This is a genomic window from Nonomuraea sp. NPDC005692 (assembly GCF_040631115.1).
Classification (GTDB): Bacteria; Actinomycetota; Actinomycetes; order Streptosporangiales; family Streptosporangiaceae; genus Nonomuraea.
In genome coordinates this window covers 166,453-183,789 of sequence record NZ_JBEXYU010000013.1, presented here as the reverse complement: position 1 = coordinate 183,789, position 17,337 = coordinate 166,453, and the positions used below count along the sequence as shown (strand labels likewise).

Genomic DNA, 17,337 nt, shown 5'->3' with positions numbered 1-17,337 from the left:
TTGAAGATCGTCAGAGTGGACACGGCACAGCTCCTCACGGGTCGGTCGGACCCCTGGAAGCAGCCACGGAGCCCGCGCTTGCCCGCCACACCTCGTGACGGACCAGGTCTTCACCCGGGGCACCCCGCCGCGGACGCGAGGGTTGCCGGCCAGCTAGCCGGGGCTTGTCGCTGGCACTCATGACCTACGACGGCACTATAACCGACACCCGGGCATGATTCGCAAGCTCAGCAGGTCAACCCGTCTCATAAGATGAAATAGTGCGCTTTGATCCCTGGAATCCGGATTTTGTCGTCGACCCCTATCCGGCGTACGACGAGCTGAGGCGCGAGGCGCCCGTCCGCTACTTCGAGCCGTCCAACCAGTGGCTGATCTCCCGGCACGCGGACGTCAACGCGCTGCTCCGGGACCGGCGGCTGGGCCGCGACTACACCCACGTCGCCACGCACGAGGAGTTCGGCCGGCAGCCGCAGCCGGAGTTCCAGGAGGCCTTCTGGCGGGTCAGCAGGAACGGCATGCTGGAGGTCGAGCCGCCGGACCACACGAGGCTGCGCCGGCTGGTGTCCAAGGCGTTCACGCCGCGCATGGTCGAGTCGCTGCGCCCGCGCGTCCGGGCGATCGCCGAGAGCCTGATCGACGCGTACGTCGAGAAGGGCGGCGGCGACCTGATCGCCGAGGTCGCCGAGCCGCTGCCGGTCACGGTCATCGCCGAGATGCTCGGCGTCCCCGAGCAGGACCGCCACCTGCTGCGCCCGTGGTCGGCCGACATGTGCGGCATGTACGAGCTCAACCCCAGCCTGGAGACCCAGCACCAGGCGGTGCGCGCGGCCGAGGAGTTCGAGTCCTACCTCAAGGACCTGGCCCGCGACCGGCTCGCGAACCCCGGCGAGGACCTGGTCAGCGCCCTGGCCGCGATCCCCGAGCTGACCCTCGACGAGCTGGCCGGCACCTGCGTGCTGCTGCTCAACGCGGGCCACGAGGCCACGGTCAACGTCACCGGCAACGGCTGGCGGGCCCTGCTGAAGAACCCCGGCGAGCTGGCCCGGCTGCGCGCCGACCGTTCGCTGCTGCCGACCGCCATCGAGGAGCTGCTGCGCTACGACACCCCGCTGCAGCTCTTCGAGCGCTGGGTGCTGGAGGACATCGAGGTGCACGGCGTGCGGATCCCGCGCGGCTCGGAGGTCGCCTGCCTGTTCGGCTCGGCCAACAGGGACCCCGAGGTGTTCGAGGACCCGGACCGGCTCGACCTGGGCCGTCCGGACAACCCGCACATCTCCTTCGGCGCCGGCATCCACTTCTGCCTGGGCGCGCCGCTGGCCAGGATCGAGCTGACGGAGTCGTTCACCGCGCTGCTGGACCGGGTCGGGACGATCGAGCTGCGCGCGGAGCCGGTCTACAAGCCGGGCTTCGTCATCCGCGGCCTGCGCTCGCTCGACCTCGACGTCACCGGCTCTGGCTGAGCCAGCCGAACCCGCCGAGCCCGGCCGGATCGATCAGCTCGGCCTCCTCCGACGCCCTCGACAACGCGCGCACGTAGGCGCGCGGATCGGTGCGGGCGAGGTCGACCGGCGGCCGGGCGCCGGTGAGGCCCAGCGCCCGCAACATGTCACGCTGTGTGGACAAGGTTGTGGATATCGCGCCGGCCCGCCGCCCGGCCTCGGCGCACGCGTCGAGGGCGACGTGGGCGGTGATGTCGCAGGTCCCGTCGGGGACGGGGGCGACGACCGCGCCGTCGCGGTAACCGGTCAGCGTGCCACAGAGCGGTCGGTTATCCACAGGGTGTGCATAATCCACGGCTATCGCCCGGCCGCGGGCGAGGCGTACCAGAACGGAGGCCCAGGCGTCGTCACGGGGACGGCCGATCTCGGCGCGGGTGCCCACGTGCGGCAGCGGCCACCAGCGGTCGAGCCATTCGCGGTCGGCGGGCCGCAGCGGGCCGCCGAGGCGCTCCTCCCCGGTCCGGGTGTTGACCATGACCAGACGCGGGCCGCCGGAGGTCTGCTCGGCCACGTCGAGCGGGATGTTGTCGAGCCACTCGTTGGCGACGGCCAGGCCGGCGATGCTGGACGGCAGGCAGCGGCGCCACTCGACCTCGTCGGGCAGGCCCGGGGGCCTGGGTGACAGGTCGACGCAGGTGACGCGGAGCCGGTCGCGCAGAGCGGGCTCGGCCATGTCGAGGACGCGGCGGACCAGCATGCCCTCGCCGGAGCCGATGTCGACCAGGTCGAGCCACTCGGGGCGGCCGAGGTCGGAGTCGACCTCCGTCAGCAGGGCCAGGACCGCCTCGGCGAACACGGACGAGGCCCCGACCGAGGTGCGGAAGTGGCCCGAGGGGCGTTCGCGGAGGTAGAAACCCTCCTCGCCGTAGAGCGCGCGCTCGGTCGCGGCGCGCCAGGTGAGCCACATGACGCTGACTATCTCATGACTCCAGCGATCAACACGCTAAGTCATTGATTGACTACACTTGGTCGCTACATTGCGCTAACGTTTACGTACTGTCACCGAGCGACTGCGTTTCGCCCATCCGCGGTAAGCGGCGAGCCGGATCGCTCCACCAAAGCATTGCGGCCTCCACGGCCGCATACTGAGAGGAGCCCCCCGTGAAGAAGACTCTGGTCATGGCAGGTGCCATTGCCCTGCTGGCGCTGGCGGCCCCCGCGTACGCCGACGACGTCACCCACGGCAACAACGGCATCCTGAGCGGCAGCCCGATCCACCTCCCCATCACCGCCGTCGTGCCCGTCTGCGGCAACAACATCGGCATCCAGGCCGTGCCGATCAACGGCTGCCAGGGGAGCCCCAACACCGCGGTCTACAGCCGCTGAGGCAGGGAGAGCCCGGACCGCTCGCGCGCGGTCCGGGCTCTGATCCCGGCCGGTCAGTCGGCGGATGACCGGTCAGTGCACCTCCAAGAGGTCGCATCCAGGCGGGCGTCGGGTTGTCAGGACCCGGCGCCCGTCGTCGTGCGTGGACCCCTCTCCTCATCTCTTTCGACAGGGGGTGCACGATTCGTATGCCCCTGTCGCATTTGTCATTAACTCAACGGGCGGTAAAGCGGCGGACATGCCGGATCGCGTTCGTCGGCCCGCGACATGCGCGGCGCCGCTCGCCGGTTACGCTGGTCGGCAGTGCCATCACGGTCGACAGGGGTGAGACGTCATGGACGCAGGTGATCGCCCGGCACGGCTGACCGTCGGCGTGCTCGGCGCGGGCAAGGTCGGCTCCGCGCTCGGCGCCGCGCTGGCGCAGGCGGGCCACCGGATCGTGGCCGCGAGCGGGGTCTCCGACAGGTCGCGGCGGTGGGCCGCCGACCGGCTCGGGGTGGAGCTGACGCGGCCCGACGAGGTGGTGGCCGCCGCCCAGCTCATCCTGCTGACCGTCCCCGACGACGCGCTGCCCGACCTGGTGGCCGGCCTGGCCCGTACGGGCGCCGACCTCCAGAGCAAGCTGCTCGTCCACACCAGCGGCGCGTACGGCCTGTCGGTGCTCGACCCCGCCGCCGAGGTGGGCGCACTGCCGCTCGCGCTCCACCCGGTCATGACCTTCACCGGCCGCGACGACGACCTCAACAAGATCACCGGCATCTCGTTCGGCGTCACCGCGCCCGAAATGCTGCGGCCGGTCGCCGAGGCGCTGGTCATCGAGATGGGCGGCGAGCCGGTCTGGATCGCCGAGAGCGACCGCGCGCTCTACCACGCGGCCCTGGCCAACGCCGCCAACCACATGGTCACGCTCATCGCCGAGTCCGAGGAGCTGCTCGGGCGCATCGGCGTCGAGCACCCGGGCCGCATGCTGGGCCCGCTGCTCGGCGCGGCGCTCGACAACGTGCTGCGGCTGGGCATCGCCGGGCTGACCGGGCCGGTCGTCCGCGGCGACGCCGGCACGGTGCGCAAACACGTCGACGCGCTGATCCTGGCCGCTCCGGAGGCCGCCGACGCCTACATCGCGCTGGCCCGGCTCACCGCCGACCGGGCGCTGGCGGCGGGGCTGCTCAAACCGGAGGAGGCGGAGCGGCTGCTCGACGCGCTTGGGGGCAATATATGGACCTGACCGTCGGGTGTGGAGGGCAGCAATGGATCTGATCGTGGCCGGCAACCGGGACGACCTGGCGAAGGCCCGTGGCACGGGCCGGGTGGCGCTGGTACCGACCATGGGCGCGCTGCACGAGGGCCACCGATCGCTGATCAGGGCCGCCCGGGTACGCGCCGACCAGGTCGTGGTCAGCATCTTCGTCAACCCGCTGCAATTCGGTCCTAATGAGGATTTTTCCCGCTATCCCCGTACGTTCGACGCCGACCTCGACGTGTGCCGCGAGGAGGACGTCCACGTCGTGTTCGCGCCCTCGCCCGAGGACATGTACCGCCCCGACCGCCAGGTGAGCGTCTGCGCGGGCGAGATGGGCACGATCGTCGAGGGCGCCTCCAGGCCGGGCCACTTCGACGGCGTGCTGACGGTGGTGCTCAAGCTGTTCAACCTGGTGCGCCCCGACGTGGCGATCTTCGGCCAGAAGGACGCCCAGCAGCTCGCCGTCATCCGCCGCATGGTGGCCGACCTCGACCTGTCCATCGAGATCGTCGGGGCGCCGACCGTGCGCGAGCCCGACGGCCTGGCCCTGTCCAGCCGCAACCGTTACCTGTCGGCCCACGACCGCACGGTCGCGCTGGCCCTGTCCCGCGCCCTGCGGGCGGGTGCGGCCGAGCTCACCGCCGGCGCGATCCGGTCCACCGCCCGCGCGGTGCTCGCCGAGGCCGGGCCCGACCTCGACCTCGACTACCTGGCGCTGGTCGATCCGGCCACGTTCAAGGAGGTCGACGAGTCCTACGAGGGCTCGGCCGTGCTCGCCGTGGCGGCCCGGGTGGGCAGCACCCGGCTGATCGACAACGTCGTCCTGAGCCTTCGCCCCTGATCCGTACGGTGCCCCCGGGGCATGTCCACGCTGCGGCAGGCGTTATCGTCATAGTGACGAAATCGCCTCAGTGAGGAGACCCCCATGAGTGCACCGGCGATTCCCCCGCGTCTGACGGCCCCCGAACCCGGCTGGACCGTCGAGGCGGACGTGGTCGTCGTCGGCTCCGGCGTCGCGGGGCTGACCGTGGCGCTGCGCCACGCCGAGCTGGATCCCACGGCCAAGGTCCTGGTCGTCACCAAGGACGTGTTGTCCGCCGGGTCCACCAAGTGGGCCCAGGGGGGCATCGCCGCCGTGCTCGACCCGCGCGACACCCCCGACGAGCACCTGAGCGACACGCTGCTCGCCGGGGTCGGGCTGTGCGACACCAAGGCCGTACGAACCCTGGTGACCGAGGGGCCGGGCGCGCTGCGGCGGCTCATCGAGCGCGGCGCCCGGTTCGACCGCACCCCCGACGGCGAGCTCCAGCTCACCAGGGAAGGCGGCCACCGGCGCCACCGGATCGTGCACGCGGGCGGCGACGCCACGGGCGCCGAGGTGCAGCGGGCGCTGGTCGAGGCGGTGCGCGCCGGATCGATCGAGGTGATCGAGCACGCGCTCGTGCTCGACCTGCTCAAGGACGCCCGCGGCCGGGCCAGGGGGGTGACCCTGCACGTCATGGGCGAGGGCGCGCGTGACGGCGTCGGCGCGGTCCTGGCACGGGCGGTGGTGCTGGCCACCGGCGGCATGGGCCAGGTGTACGCCGCGACCACCAACCCGGTCGTGTCCACCGGCGACGGCGTGGCGCTCGCGCTCAGGGCGGGGGCGGTCGTGCGCGACCTCGAATTCGTGCAGTTCCACCCGACCGTGTTGTGGCTGGGGGAGGGCTCGACCGGCCAGCAGCCGCTGATCTCCGAGGCGGTCAGGGGCGAGGGCGCCTTCCTCGTCGACCACGAGGGCAACCGGTTCATGCAGGGCGTGCACGAGCTGGCCGACCTGGCCCCGCGCGACGTCGTGGCCAAGGCGATCACCACGACCATGCGTGAGACCGGCCGCGACCACGTCTTCCTCGACGGCCGCCACTTCGGCAGGGACATGTGGGAGAGCCGCTTCCCCACCATCTACGCCGTCTGCCGCGAGCACGGCATCGACCCGGCCACCGAGCCGATCCCCGTCGCCCCGGCCGCCCACTACGCCAGCGGTGGCGTCCGTGCCGACCTGTCCGGCCGTACCTCGATCGAGGGTCTCTACGCCTGCGGCGAGGTGGCCTGCACCGGCGTCCACGGCGCCAACCGGCTGGCCTCGAACTCGCTCCTCGAGGGCCTGGTCTTCGCCGAGCGCATCGCCGAGGACATCCACCGGACGCGTCCTGAGCCGGGCGAGCCGGTTCCGGGGCGGGCCGCGACGGGCCTGGTGGACCCCAGGGTCAGGTCCAGGCTCCAGGCGCACATGAGCGCCGGCGCCGGGGTGCTGCGCAGCCGCGCGTCGCTGCAGGCCACGTCGAAGGCGCTGCGCGACGCGCTCTGGACGCCGGTCGAGGTGCCCGCCTGCACCGAGTCCTGGGAGGCGAGCAACCTCCTCACCGTCGCCGCCGTCCTGACCGGCGTGGCGGCGGCCAGGCTGGAGACGCGCGGTTCCCACTGGCGCGAGGACCACGAGAGCCGGGACGACAATGAGTGGCTGGGCCACCTGGACGTGACCCTGACCGAGGAGGGCCTTCGCATGACGTACACCCCGCACGGCGAGGCGATGCCGCCGCGCCTGGCGCAGGAGCTGACCGCCGCCGGGCTCGACCCGGCCGAGGTCGACGCGCTGATCGACCGCGCGCTGGAGGAGGACCTGCAGGAGGCGGGCGACGTGACCAGCCTGGCCACGATCCCGGCCGAGCAGCGTTCGGCCGCCGACGTGGTGGCCCGCAAGGACGGCGTGGTGGCCGGGCTGGCCGTGGCCGAGGCGGTCTTCCTCCGGCTGGGCGCCGGCCGTACCGAGCGGCGGGCCAAGGACGGCGAGCGGGTGGCGGCCGGTGACGTGCTGATGACGGTCGAGGGCCCGACGCGGGCCGTGCTGACCGCCGAGCGCACCGCGCTCAACCTGCTCACGCACCTGTCCGGGGTGGCCACGCTGACCGCCAAATGGGTGGCCGCGATCGAGGGCACGCGGGCGCGGGTGCGCGACAGCCGCAAGACCCTGCCGGGTCTGCGGTCCCTGGAGAAGTACGCCGTGCGCTGCGGCGGCGGCGTCAACCACCGCATGTCGCTGTCGGACGCGGCCCTGATCAAGGACAACCACGTGGTGGCGGCCGGCGGCGTGGCCGAGGCGTACCGCGCGGTGCGGGAGCGCTATCCCGAGTTGCCGATCGAGGTGGAGATCGACCGTCTCGACCAGCTGGAGCCTCTGCTGGACGAGGGCGCCGAGGAGATCCTGCTGGACAACTTCACGATCGAGGACACCGTACATGCCGTACAAATCGTGAAAAGTCGGGCGAAAAACAGGGTTGCGCTTGAAGCGAGTGGGGGATTGACCTTGGAATCGGCTCGTGATGTGGCTGAAACTGGCGTTGACTACCTTGCGGCGGGAGCGCTCACCCACTCGGCGCCGGCCCTGGACATCGCACTGGATTTGCGGGAGTAATTGATGCTGCTCACGATCGACGTCGGCAACACGCACACGGTGCTGGGGCTGTTCGAGGGCGAGGACGTCATCGAGCACTGGAGGCTGGCCACCGACGCCCGCCGCACCGCCGACGAGATCGCCGTCGTGCTCCAGGGGCTGCTGGCCCAGTCACCCCTGCTCAAGGGCGCCGACATCAGCGGCATCGCCATCTGCTCGACCGTGCCGAGCGTGCTCAACGAGATGCGGGAGATGTGCCGTCGTTACTACGGCGACGTCACCGCCGTGATCGTGGAGCCCGGCGTGCGCACGGGCGTGCCGGTGCGCATGGACAACCCCAAAGAAGTGGGCAGCGACCGCATCGTGAACGCCCTGGCCGCCATCGACCAGTACGGCGGCCCGTGCATCATCGTCGACTTCGGCACCGCCACCTCGTTCGACGCGGTGTCGGCCAAGGGCGAGTACGTCGGGGCGGTCACCGCTCCCGGCATCGAGATCTCGGTCGACGCCCTGGCCGCCGCCGGCGCCCAGTTGCACAAGGTCGAGCTGGTCAGGCCGCGCTCGGTGATCGCCAAGAACACGGTCGAGGCGCTGCAGGCCGGCATCATCTACGGCTTCGCCGGCCAGGTCGACGGCATCGTCGAGCGTATGGCCGCCGAGCTGGCCGACGACCCCGACGAGGTGACCGTCGTGGCGACCGGCGGCCACGCGGCGCTGGTGGTCGGCGAGTCGCGCTCGATCGACGTGCACGAGCCGTGGCTGACCCTCATCGGCTTGCGCCTGATTTATCACCGCAATACCGCTTAGAACGTGACAAGCGGCCCCCGCTCGGGAAGGGGGCCGCCTGTCGGTCGTGGTGTCGCCGGCGAGGGTCACTCGTTCTCGGCGCTGTAGAGCTCCCGCCAGGGGCCGCACTTGGTGGCGAAGATGCCCTGCTCGGGAACCTGGCAGACCTTGGCCCGCAGGGTGAAGACGTCGTTCTCCTCGAAGTGGAACTTCTTGTAGCCGGGGAAGCCGCAGTACTTCTTGGCGTAGACCGTGGACCAGTCGCCGTCGGAGTCCTCGGCCTGGAACTTGACGTACGCGCACTTGCCGCCCTCGTCGTAGTCGCGGTTGTCCAGGTCGTACAGCCGGCCGGTGACGTGGACCTCGTTGGAGTCCTCCTCGTCCCACTCGACGCTCACGTGACCCTGGGCCTTGGCGAGGTGGTGCTTGGCGTACACCGGGCCCCAGTAGTCGGAGTAGTCGTCGAAGTCGGCGGTGGTGGCGCTGGCGGCCGAAGGAAGCGACAGGGCCACGGCGCTGGTGGCGGCGATGGCGAGGATGCCCGTCGCGATCTTCTTCATCATGATCTCTCCCGGAGCTCCCCTCGGGCCGGCTCCTTGCCGGCTCCCCCCGGAGCTCGTGAGTCATTGGTACAAAAGGGTCCTTGCAGCGCCCCTGCAGGGAACCGTCACGAGCGCTTGCAGTTCGCCGTATCCCCTACGCTTTGTTGTTGTGAGCGAGGAACTTCCAGAGCAGATGCGCATCCGGAGGGAAAAGCTCGACCGCCTCCGCAGCGAGGGCGTCGACCCTTACCCGGTGAACTTCCCACGCACGGCGACCAACGCCGAGGTCAAGGAGAAACACCAGGGCCTGGAGCCCGACACCGCCACCGGTGAGACGGTGGGGGTCGCGGGCCGCGTCATGCTCAACCGCGTGGGCGGGAAGCTCTGCTTCGCCACACTCCGCGACGGCGGCGCCGACCTGCAGGTCATGATCTCGCTCGACAAGGTCGGCGAGGAGTCGCTGGCGGCCTGGAAGCGCGACGTCGACCTGGGCGACCACGTCGGCGTGACCGGCGAGGTCATCACCTCGCGCCGCGGCGAGCTGTCGATCCTCGCCGACAGCTGGCAGATCACCGCCAAGTGCCTGCGCCCGCTGCCGGAGAAGCACGTCGGCCTCACCGACCCCGAGGCGCGGGTGCGCCAGCGCTACGTCGACCTCATCGTCAACGACGAGGCCAGGAAGATGGCGCGGGTGCGCAGCGCGACCGTGCGCGCGGTGCGCGACTTCTGGCACGAGGAGGGCTACCTCGAGGTCGAGACCCCGATGTTGCAGCCCATCCACGGCGGCGCGACGGCCCGGCCGTTCCGCACCCACATCAACGCCTACGACATGGAGCTCTACCTCCGCATCGCGATCGAGCTCTACCTCAAGCGGCTGGTGGTCGGCGGTATCGAGAAGGTCTTCGAGATCAACCGCAACTTCCGCAACGAGGGCGCCGACTCCACGCACAACCCCGAGTTCACCATGCTCGAGGCCTACGGCACCTACCTCGACTACAACGACATGGCCGACCTGACGCAGCGGATGTACCAGAAGGCCGTCGTGGCCGCCCTGGACACCACCGTGGTCGTGCACGACGGCGTCGAGATCGACCTCGGCCTGGAGAAGTGGCCGCGGATCCGGCTCTACGACCTGGTGTCCGACGCCGTGGGCGAGGAGATCACCACCGAGACCACCCTTGAGGAGCTGCGGAAGATCGCCGACCGCCGCGAGGTCCACTGGGACGCCAAGTGGGGGTCGGGCAAGCTCGTCCAGGAGCTCTTCGAGGAGCTGGTCGAGCACACGCTCGTGCAGCCGACGTTCGTCATGGACTACCCGCTGGAGACCTCGCCGCTGGCCCGTCTCCACCGCGACAACCCGCTGCTGACCGAGAAGTGGGACCTGATCGGGTTCGGCACCGAGCTCGGCACCGCCTACTCCGAGCTCAACGACCCGATCGACCAGCGCCACCGGCTGGTGGAGCAGTCGTTGCTGGCCGCGGGCGGCGACCTCGAGGCGATGCAGCTCGACGAGGACTTCCTGCAGGCCCTCGAGTACGCGATGCCGCCCACGGGTGGCATGGGCGCCGGCATCGACCGGATGATCATGGCCTTCACCGGCAAGAACATCCGCGAGACCATCCTGTTCCCGCTGGTCAAGCCCACCCACTGAGCCGCCGTCCGGTGCCCCGCGCAAGAGTGGGGCGCCGGTCCGGGCGGTCCGGGCGGTCAGGGCACCAGCACGAGCCGTCCGCGCAGGCCGCCCTCCGCCAGGCGGGCGTGCGCGTCAACGGCCCTGTCCAGCGGATAGGTTCCGGCCACCCGCAACGTCAGCCGTCCGGCCTCGACCAGGCGTACCAGCTCCGCGAGCTGCCGGGCGTCCGAGCGGAACAGGACGGTGGCCACGTCCGTCCCGCGCAGCGCCACCGGCGCGACCCCCGACGCGAGCGCCACGAACGCCCCGCCGTCCCGCACGGCGTCGAGTGCGGGCAGACCCAGCACGGCCGCGTCCACGACGGCGTCCACGCCACCGGGCACCCGCGCCCGTACGGCCTCGGCCAGGTCCTCCTCGCGGGGGACGAACCACTCCGCCCCGAAGCCGCGTACCAGCTCCTCGTCCGCGGCGCCGGCGGCGGCCACCACCCTGACGCCGCGCACGGCGGCCAGCTCCACCAGGTACCCCCCGACGGCCCCCGCCGCCCCCGTGACCAGCAGCGTGCCGCCCGGCCCGACGCCGGTCCGGTCGAGCGCCTGCCAGGCGGTGAGCCCGTTCAGCGGCAGCGTGGCCGCGTGGACGGGGCTCACGCCGCGCGGGGCGCGGGCCACCGCCGGGGCGTCCAGCACGACGTACTCGGCCTGCGCCTTGTACGGCAGCTCCAGCCGCGCGCAGAGCCCCACGACCTCCTCTCCCACGGTGAAGGAGGTCCCCGGGCCCACCTGGTCCACGGTCCCCGCGGCGTCGAAGCCGATCCCGTACGAGTCCAGCTTCCTGGCCAGCCCGTACGAGGCCAGCGCCCCGGACGCCACGGCCAGGTCGAAGGGGTTGACCCCGGCCGCTGCCACCTTGACCCGCACCTGGCCGGGCCCCGCCGTCGGCAGCGGCGCGGACACCAGCTGGGGAACGCCGGAGCCGCCGATGAGTGCACGCATGTTCGTCATGCCGGTGACCCTAGGAAGAGTTACTCTCTTTCGGTAAGTAGGCACCTGGAAGTGCGTAACACACAGCGAGGAGTGAGACGGTGGCGACCACGACAGCGGCCCAGCGGCGTGACCAGGCGAGACTCGCCTTCGACGCCTACTTCGCCGAATGCCCTTCCCGCAAGCTGCTCGACCGGCTCAGCGACAAATGGGTCACGCTGGTGCTCAGCGCGCTGGCCGCCGGCGAGCGCCGCTACAGCGACCTGGCCAGGCACATCGCGGGGGTCAGCCAGAAGATGCTCACCCAGACCCTGCGCGGCCTGGAGCGCGACGGCCTGGTGGCGCGCCGGGTCACGCCGCAGGTGCCGGTGCGCGTCGACTACGCGCTCACCCCGCTGGGCCAGAGCCTGATGCCGCTGGTCACCGCCATCAAGGCGTGGGCCGAGGAGCACATCGAGGACGTCGAGGCCGCCAGGGAGCGCTACGACGCTACCGCCTGAGCTGCACCGGCAGCCGGGCCAGCCCGCGCAGCACCACGTTCTCCTTGTACGGCGGCGCCGGGTCGGCGGCCTCCATCTTCGGCGCCGCCGCGGCCAGCGCCGACAGCGCGATCTCGCCTTCCATCCTGGCCAGCGTCGCCCCCAGGCAGAAGTGCAGGCCGAGCCCGAAGGCGAGATGCCGGCCGGGCTCGCGGCCGGGGTCGAACCGGTCGGGATCGGCGAACGCGGCCGGGTCGCGATTGGCCGCGCCGATCGGCACGAGCACGGCCGAGCCCGCGGGCACCGGCGTCCCGCCCAGTTCCCGGTCCTCCAGCGCGATCCTGGAGGTGAGCTGGACCGGCGGATCGAAGCGCAGCACCTCCTCGACCACCTCCCTCGGCCGCTCGGCGGCGAGGTGCAGCAGGCCGTGCCGCAGCAGGTTCAGCACGCCGTTCGCGATGAGGTTGACGGTGGTCTCGTGGCCGGCCACGAGCAGCAGCACGCAGGTCGCCAGCAACTCGGCCTCGGTGAGCTCCTCGACGTGTGCGAGGGCGCTCAGGAGGTCCTCGCCGGGACGCTCGCGCCGCTGCGCGATCAGGCGGCGGAAGTAGTCGCGGAACTCGTTCCTGGAACGCTCCGTTTCCGACATGAGGGCGTCTGTCAGCATCGGGTCAAGTCCGCGGGCAAGGGCCTCGCTCCATCCGCGGAAGCGGTCGTGGTCCTCCGGCGGCACCCCGAGCATCTCGCTGATCACCATCACCGGCAGCGGGTGGGCGAAACCGGAAATCAGCTCCGCCTCCTCCGGCAGCCGCCCGATCAGGTCGGCGGTGATCACCTCGATCCGCGGCCTGAGGCGGGCCACCATGCGCGGCGTGAACGCGCGGCTGACCAGAGCACGCAACCGGGTGTGATCGGGCGGGTCCATGAGCAGGAACGACCTGCCGGGCTGACCTGGCTCTTCCTGCGCGGGCGCGGACGTTCCGTGACCGAACGCGGGATCGCGCAGCACGGCCGCGCACAACTCGTACGTGGTCACGACGAGCAGCCCGCCGCGCGTCGCGAAGATCGGCCCGGCGGCTCGCAGCTCTCGATATCGGACGTACGGATCGCGCACAAATTGCGGATCCGAGGGATCAAAACCCAGCAGGTCGGTGGCGCTCATCGGGGGCGGTACCGGGCCGCCGAATTGATCGTTTGGACCGTTCATAGCGGACCACGGCGTGCCAACATATGCGGAGTACGTCACATATAAGCGATCATGTCAATAGCACTGGTCAAGGGCGCCGATTGTCGCGCTTGACGACCTTTCCGCGATGCGTTTACCTTCACCGAGACGAGCGGCTTTGCTTCGCCTGAAAGGTCCGAGTTCTGCTGTTGGGGGGAGGGCTCCCGGTGGATGTGCTCACAGAAGGCGTTGAGCTGAGCCACGCGGATTTGGCGTTACTGGCCGAGCTGGCCAGGGGGGTGACCGTCGATCGGGTCGGCAGGCGGCTGGATATCAGCGGACGGACCGTACGGCGCAGGCTGAGGGGCATCTGCGACCGCATCGGCGTGGCCACGGCGATCGAGGCCGTGGCATGGGCGGCGCGCCGCCAGCTCATCTAGCGGCGCTCGGCGAAGTGCCGCGCCGGTCAGTCCGCGATGCGCACGCCGCCGGCGAACGGCCGCCTGTCTATCGAGGCGACCCGCACGACGTCACCCGTCTGCGGGGCGTGGACCATCATGCCGCCGCCGATGTAGATGCCGACGTGGTGCAGGTCGCTGTAGAAGAACACCAGGTCGCCGGGGCGCAGCTGGTCGCGGCTGATGTGCGTGCCGGCCGTCCACTGGTCGCCGGTGTAGTGGGGGAGCGAGATGCCCACGCGCTGGTAGGCGGCCATCACCAGGCCGGAGCAGTCGTAGGAGCGCGGCCCCTCCGCGCCCCACACGTACGGCTTGAGCTGCTGGGTGAGCGCCCATTTGGCGGCCTGGGCGGCCTTGCCGTCGCCGATGACCGGCAGGTTGACGCGTACGGCGCGGGTGCCGGGACGGCCCGCCTCGCCGACGGCCCGCCGGTAGAGGTTGCTCTCGACCTTGGTGACCAGCTTGGTGATCTTCGAGCGCTTGCCCTCGAGATCGGTGACGATCTTCTGGACCTCGGCGATGCGGGTCTTGGCGCCGGCCCTGGCCCGCTCGGCGGCCTCCATGGCCTTGGCGAGCTGGTTGACCTCCTCGCCCTGCTGCTGTTCGAGCGCGTACGTGGTCGCGGCCCGGTCGAGGAAGGTCTCGGGGTCGCCGGACTGGGCGAAGGCCAGGGCCTTGTCCAGGCCGCCGGTGATGTAGGCGTTCTGGGCGAGCAGCGAGGCCCTGGCGCGCCTGGCGGCCAGGTCGGACTCGCTGGTGGCCAGGATCTTCTGGGCGGAGTCGTTGGCCTTCTGTGCGGCCTTCAGCCGTTCGCGCTGCTCGTTGTACTGCTCGGCCAGCGTCTCGATCTCTTCGTGCAGCTTCTCCACCTGGTCGGCGAGTTCGGAGAGCGACGGCTTCGGGTCGGCGGCGGCGGAACCGACGGGGACGGCGAACAGCATCGCGGCGATGGTGACGCCGATGACGCCGAGGCGGCGTGTGCGCCTGGCCTGCTCCTGGGGGCGGGCGTGCCTGCCCCCAGACTTCCCCGAGCGGTCGAGCGTCCGCTTCACCAACCGAGCTCCTCTCATCGACGCCGGCCGGGTTAGCTGACGGGTTCGGGCCGGAGCAGCCCTACCGAGATGGTCGGATTCACCCCAAGTGGTGGCGCGAGGTGCTCGCCACCGTTGGTTCCCCGGCTTCCCTTGCGGGAATTGGGCGTGTCTTTCCGCGCGCATTACGCGGAGAACATCGTCGCTGGACACTAATGCACTCCGGGTTCACGCTCAACCGGAACTGCCGAGTCTGTAGAGGTTTCACAACTGAAGGGTCACAAGGTGATCTCGTGGGTAGCCGTACGGAAGCAGGCTTCTGCACCTTTTGTCCAGCATTCAGGGTGCTGAGGTCTGGAGGAAAGCTCCAAGTCGGCTCGTGTTCGCCTGACCACGGGATGTGATGAGATGCCCGAGACGTGGGATTTAGGGCCGAGCCGTAATGAGATCTGTACCCTGGAGAGCCATGGAGCAGGTGGCCGAAGTGGCAGTCCCCGAGACCGCGGTCGTGGTCAGGCGTGCGCGCACGCCCGACGTGCGTGCGATCAGGCGTCTCGTGGACACCTACGCGGGCGCGGGGCCGCGGCTCCTGGAGAAGGCCACGGTCACGCTGTACGAGGACGTCCAGGAGTTCTGGGTGGCCGAGCGGAGCGGGGAGGTCGTCGGCTGCGGCGCGCTCCACGTGCTCTGGGAGGACCTCGCCGAGGTCCGTACGGTGGCCGTCGATCCCGCGTGCCGGGGGTTGGGGGTCGGGCGGCGGATCGTCTCGGCACTCGTCCGGCAGGCGAAGGATCTGGGGCTGCGGCGTGTATTCTGTCTGACTTTTGAGGTCGACTTCTTCGCGAGGCACGGTTTCCGCCCCATCCAGGGCACACCGGTCTCACCCGAGGTCTACGCCGAGTTGCTGGCCTCGTACGACGAGGGTGTGGCGGAGTTCCTTGATCTGGAACACGTCAAACCGAACACCCTTGGCAACACCCGCATGCTGCTGCATCTGACATCGGGTGACGCGGACCTTGACCACTTGGAAAGGTGATTGTTGATACCTATGTCGATACGTTGGGCAGCACAGGCATGTGTCCTGACACGTGCCACATGCGCACTCGAAGCGAGGTGACACGGTGAGCACCGGACAGCCGCCGTACCCACAGGACGATTCCGGCGAGAACCCCGAGTACGGGCAGCACCACGGCCGTCGGCCCGGTGAGCCCGACCCGGACGTGACTGTGGTCGGCTACCGGGCGGACGATGCCTTCGGCCAGCCCCCATACGGTCAGCAGCAGCAACAGGGCTATGGCCAGCAACAGCAGTACGGTCAGCAGCAGTACGGTCAGCAGCAGGGCTACGGCCAGCAGCCCCAGTACGGCCAGCAGGCCGCCTCGGGTCAGCAGGGCTACGGCCAGCAGCAGGGCTATGACCAGCAGCAGGGCTACGGCCAGCAGCCGCAGTCCTCGGGCCAGCAGTACACGCAGCCCGGCTACGGTCAGGAGGCCCAGTACGGTCAGCAGGCCGCGTCGGGCCAGCAGGGTTACGGCCAGCAGCCGCAGTCCTCCGGCCAGCAGGGCTACGGGCAGCAGGGCTACGGCCAGCAGTCGCAGCCCGACTACGGCCAGCAGGGTTACGGCCAGCAGCCCGCGTCGGGCCAGCAGCCCGGCTACGGCCAGCAGCCGCAGTCCTCGGGCCAGCAGTACACGCAGCCCGGCTACGGCCAGGAGGCCCAGTACGGCCAGCAGGCCGCGTCGGGCCAGCAGGGCTACGGCCAGCAACCTCAGTACGGCCAGCAGCCGCAGTCGCAGCCCGACTACGGCCAGCAGCAGGGCTACGGCCAGGACGCCCAGTACGGCCAGCAGGCCGCGGGCCAGCAGGGCTACGGCCAGCAGCCGCAGTCCTCCGGCCAGCAGTACGCCCAGCCCGGCTACGGCCAGCAGGCCCAGCAGGGTTACGGCCAGGAGGCCCAGTACGGCCAGCAGGGCTACGGCCAGCAGTCGCAGCCCGACTACGGCCAGCAGCAGGGCTACGGCCAGGACGCCCAGTACGGCCAGCAGGGCGGCTACGCCCAGCAGCAGTACGGCGACCAGCAGCAGGGTTACGCCCAGCAGCAGTACGGCGACCAGCAGCAGTACGGCCAGGCCTACGGCCAGCAGCAGCAGTCGCAGCCCTACGGCCAGCCCGGCTACGGCCAGCCCTACGGTCAGCCCGTCGGCGTGCAGCCTCCGGGCGCTCCGGCCCCCCTGGCGGAGTGGTGGCAGCGTCTGGTCGCGAGGATCATCGACGGCGTCATCCTCGGCGTCGTGAACTTCGTGGTCAGCCTCATCCTGGGCCTGTTCGCGATCGGCTACGACTCGGCGACCGGCTCGACCTCCGGCATCCTGTCGGGCTTCGTCATCGGCATCCTGTCGGCGATCGTCACGACCGCCGTCTGGGTCTGCTACGAGTTCTTCCTGACGAAGATGAACGGCCAGACGGTCGGCAAGATGGTCATGGGGATCAAGGTCGTCCCGGTGGGGCAGGCCCTGCCTCCGGGCGGGCTCGGCTCCGACCTGGCGATCAAGCGCGCCGGCGTCACCTGGGGCGGCTACATCCTGAGCGTCATCCCGTTCCTCGGCCCGCTGCTCGCCTGGGCGTGCGTCGCGGTCAACGGCGCCTCGCAGCTGTGGGACAAGCCGCTGCAGCAGACGTTCGCGGACAAGTTCGCGGGCACGGTGGTCGTGAAGATCAAGTAATCCCGCGTCAGCGTAAAACAGGGGCCGGCTTCCCGCCGGCCT

16 protein-coding genes and 2 riboswitches are annotated in these 17,337 nt (G+C 70.5%); of the genes, 11 read left to right on the top strand and 5 right to left on the bottom strand.

Features of this window, described 5'->3' with window-relative positions; genetic code table 11:
- Positions 1-69: 69 nt before the first annotated feature.
- Positions 70-185: riboswitch (SAM riboswitch) on the bottom strand.
- A gap of 75 nt (positions 186-260) precedes the next feature.
- Positions 261-1,460, top strand: a complete 1,200-nt coding sequence (locus ABZ459_RS26590) for a cytochrome P450 (protein WP_357975355.1) — start codon at positions 261-263, stop codon at positions 1,458-1,460.
- Here the strand turns inward: ABZ459_RS26590 and ABZ459_RS26585 are convergent.
- Positions 1,444-2,406: an SAM-dependent methyltransferase gene (locus ABZ459_RS26585; RefSeq protein WP_357975352.1), complete on the bottom strand. Its 963-nt coding sequence runs from the start codon at positions 2,404-2,406 to the stop codon at positions 1,444-1,446. The genes ABZ459_RS26590 and ABZ459_RS26585 overlap by 17 nt on opposite strands.
- A gap of 194 nt (positions 2,407-2,600) precedes the next feature.
- Between ABZ459_RS26585 and ABZ459_RS26580 the strand changes: the two genes are divergently transcribed.
- The 5 genes from ABZ459_RS26580 (at position 2,601) to ABZ459_RS26560 (ending at position 8,302) form a co-directional block, all read left to right on the top strand.
- Positions 2,601-2,825 carry a chaplin family protein gene (locus tag ABZ459_RS26580; protein ID WP_352358570.1) on the top strand — a complete coding sequence of 75 codons (225 nt, stop codon included), beginning with the start codon at positions 2,601-2,603 and terminating at the stop codon, positions 2,823-2,825.
- 334 nt (positions 2,826-3,159) lie between these two features.
- Positions 3,160-4,050 carry a DUF2520 domain-containing protein gene (locus tag ABZ459_RS26575; RefSeq protein ID WP_357975349.1) on the top strand — a complete coding sequence of 297 codons (891 nt, stop codon included), beginning with the start codon at positions 3,160-3,162 and terminating at the stop codon, positions 4,048-4,050.
- Between the two features lie 22 nt (positions 4,051-4,072).
- Positions 4,073-4,906, top strand: coding sequence for a pantoate--beta-alanine ligase (gene panC / locus ABZ459_RS26570; RefSeq protein ID WP_357975346.1), 834 nt, complete (start codon positions 4,073-4,075; stop codon positions 4,904-4,906).
- An 84-nt stretch (positions 4,907-4,990) separates the two neighbouring features.
- Positions 4,991-7,516, top strand: a complete 2,526-nt coding sequence (locus ABZ459_RS26565; protein WP_357975342.1) for an L-aspartate oxidase — start codon at positions 4,991-4,993, stop codon at positions 7,514-7,516.
- A 3-nt stretch (positions 7,517-7,519) separates the two neighbouring features.
- Positions 7,520-8,302, top strand: a complete 783-nt coding sequence (locus ABZ459_RS26560) for a type III pantothenate kinase (protein ID WP_352318636.1) — start codon at positions 7,520-7,522, stop codon at positions 8,300-8,302.
- 65 nt (positions 8,303-8,367) lie between these two features.
- On the opposite strand, the gene ABZ459_RS26555 is transcribed toward ABZ459_RS26560, so the two are convergent.
- A complete protein-coding gene (locus ABZ459_RS26555) occupies positions 8,368-8,844 on the bottom strand; it encodes a hypothetical protein (RefSeq protein ID WP_357975339.1) in 477 nt (158 codons plus the stop codon).
- A gap of 148 nt (positions 8,845-8,992) precedes the next feature.
- Between ABZ459_RS26555 and lysX the strand changes: the two genes are divergently transcribed.
- A complete protein-coding gene (gene lysX, locus ABZ459_RS26550; protein WP_357975336.1) occupies positions 8,993-10,474 on the top strand; it encodes a bifunctional lysylphosphatidylglycerol synthetase/lysine--tRNA ligase LysX in 1,482 nt (493 codons plus the stop codon).
- Between the two features lie 56 nt (positions 10,475-10,530).
- Here lysX and ABZ459_RS26545 read toward each other — a convergent pair whose 3' ends face one another.
- Positions 10,531-11,460: an NADP-dependent oxidoreductase gene (locus ABZ459_RS26545; RefSeq protein ID WP_357975333.1), complete on the bottom strand. Its 930-nt coding sequence runs from the start codon at positions 11,458-11,460 to the stop codon at positions 10,531-10,533.
- Positions 11,461-11,540: 80 nt separating this feature from the next.
- On the opposite strand from ABZ459_RS26545, the gene ABZ459_RS26540 reads away from it, so the two are divergent.
- Positions 11,541-11,939 carry a helix-turn-helix domain-containing protein gene (locus tag ABZ459_RS26540; RefSeq protein WP_357975329.1) on the top strand — a complete coding sequence of 133 codons (399 nt, stop codon included), beginning with the start codon at positions 11,541-11,543 and terminating at the stop codon, positions 11,937-11,939.
- On the opposite strand, the gene ABZ459_RS26535 is transcribed toward ABZ459_RS26540, so the two are convergent.
- Positions 11,929-13,032 carry a cytochrome P450 gene (locus ABZ459_RS26535; RefSeq protein WP_357975326.1) on the bottom strand — a complete coding sequence of 368 codons (1,104 nt, stop codon included), beginning with the start codon at positions 13,030-13,032 and terminating at the stop codon, positions 11,929-11,931. The genes ABZ459_RS26540 and ABZ459_RS26535 overlap by 11 nt on opposite strands.
- Positions 13,033-13,310: 278 nt before the next feature.
- On the opposite strand from ABZ459_RS26535, the gene ABZ459_RS26530 reads away from it, so the two are divergent.
- Positions 13,311-13,523, top strand: a complete 213-nt coding sequence (locus tag ABZ459_RS26530; RefSeq protein WP_132597751.1) for a LuxR C-terminal-related transcriptional regulator — start codon at positions 13,311-13,313, stop codon at positions 13,521-13,523.
- A 26-nt stretch (positions 13,524-13,549) separates the two neighbouring features.
- Here ABZ459_RS26530 and ABZ459_RS26525 read toward each other — a convergent pair whose 3' ends face one another.
- The gene (locus tag ABZ459_RS26525; protein WP_357975323.1) at positions 13,550-14,593 is read right to left on the bottom strand and encodes an NlpC/P60 family protein; all 1,044 of its coding nucleotides are present in this window, start codon (positions 14,591-14,593) and stop codon (positions 13,550-13,552) included.
- A gap of 6 nt (positions 14,594-14,599) precedes the next feature.
- Positions 14,600-14,751: riboswitch (cyclic di-AMP (ydaO/yuaA leader) on the bottom strand.
- A 287-nt stretch (positions 14,752-15,038) separates the two neighbouring features.
- Here ABZ459_RS26525 and ABZ459_RS26520 point away from each other — a divergent pair.
- Both ABZ459_RS26520 and ABZ459_RS26515 read left to right on the top strand, forming a co-directional pair.
- Entirely contained in the window at positions 15,039-15,608 is a 570-nt protein-coding gene (locus ABZ459_RS26520; protein WP_357975321.1) for an amino-acid N-acetyltransferase, read from the top strand.
- 85 nt (positions 15,609-15,693) lie between these two features.
- Positions 15,694-17,295, top strand: coding sequence for an RDD family protein (locus tag ABZ459_RS26515; protein ID WP_357975318.1), 1,602 nt, complete (start codon positions 15,694-15,696; stop codon positions 17,293-17,295).
- Positions 17,296-17,337 lie beyond the last annotated feature (42 nt).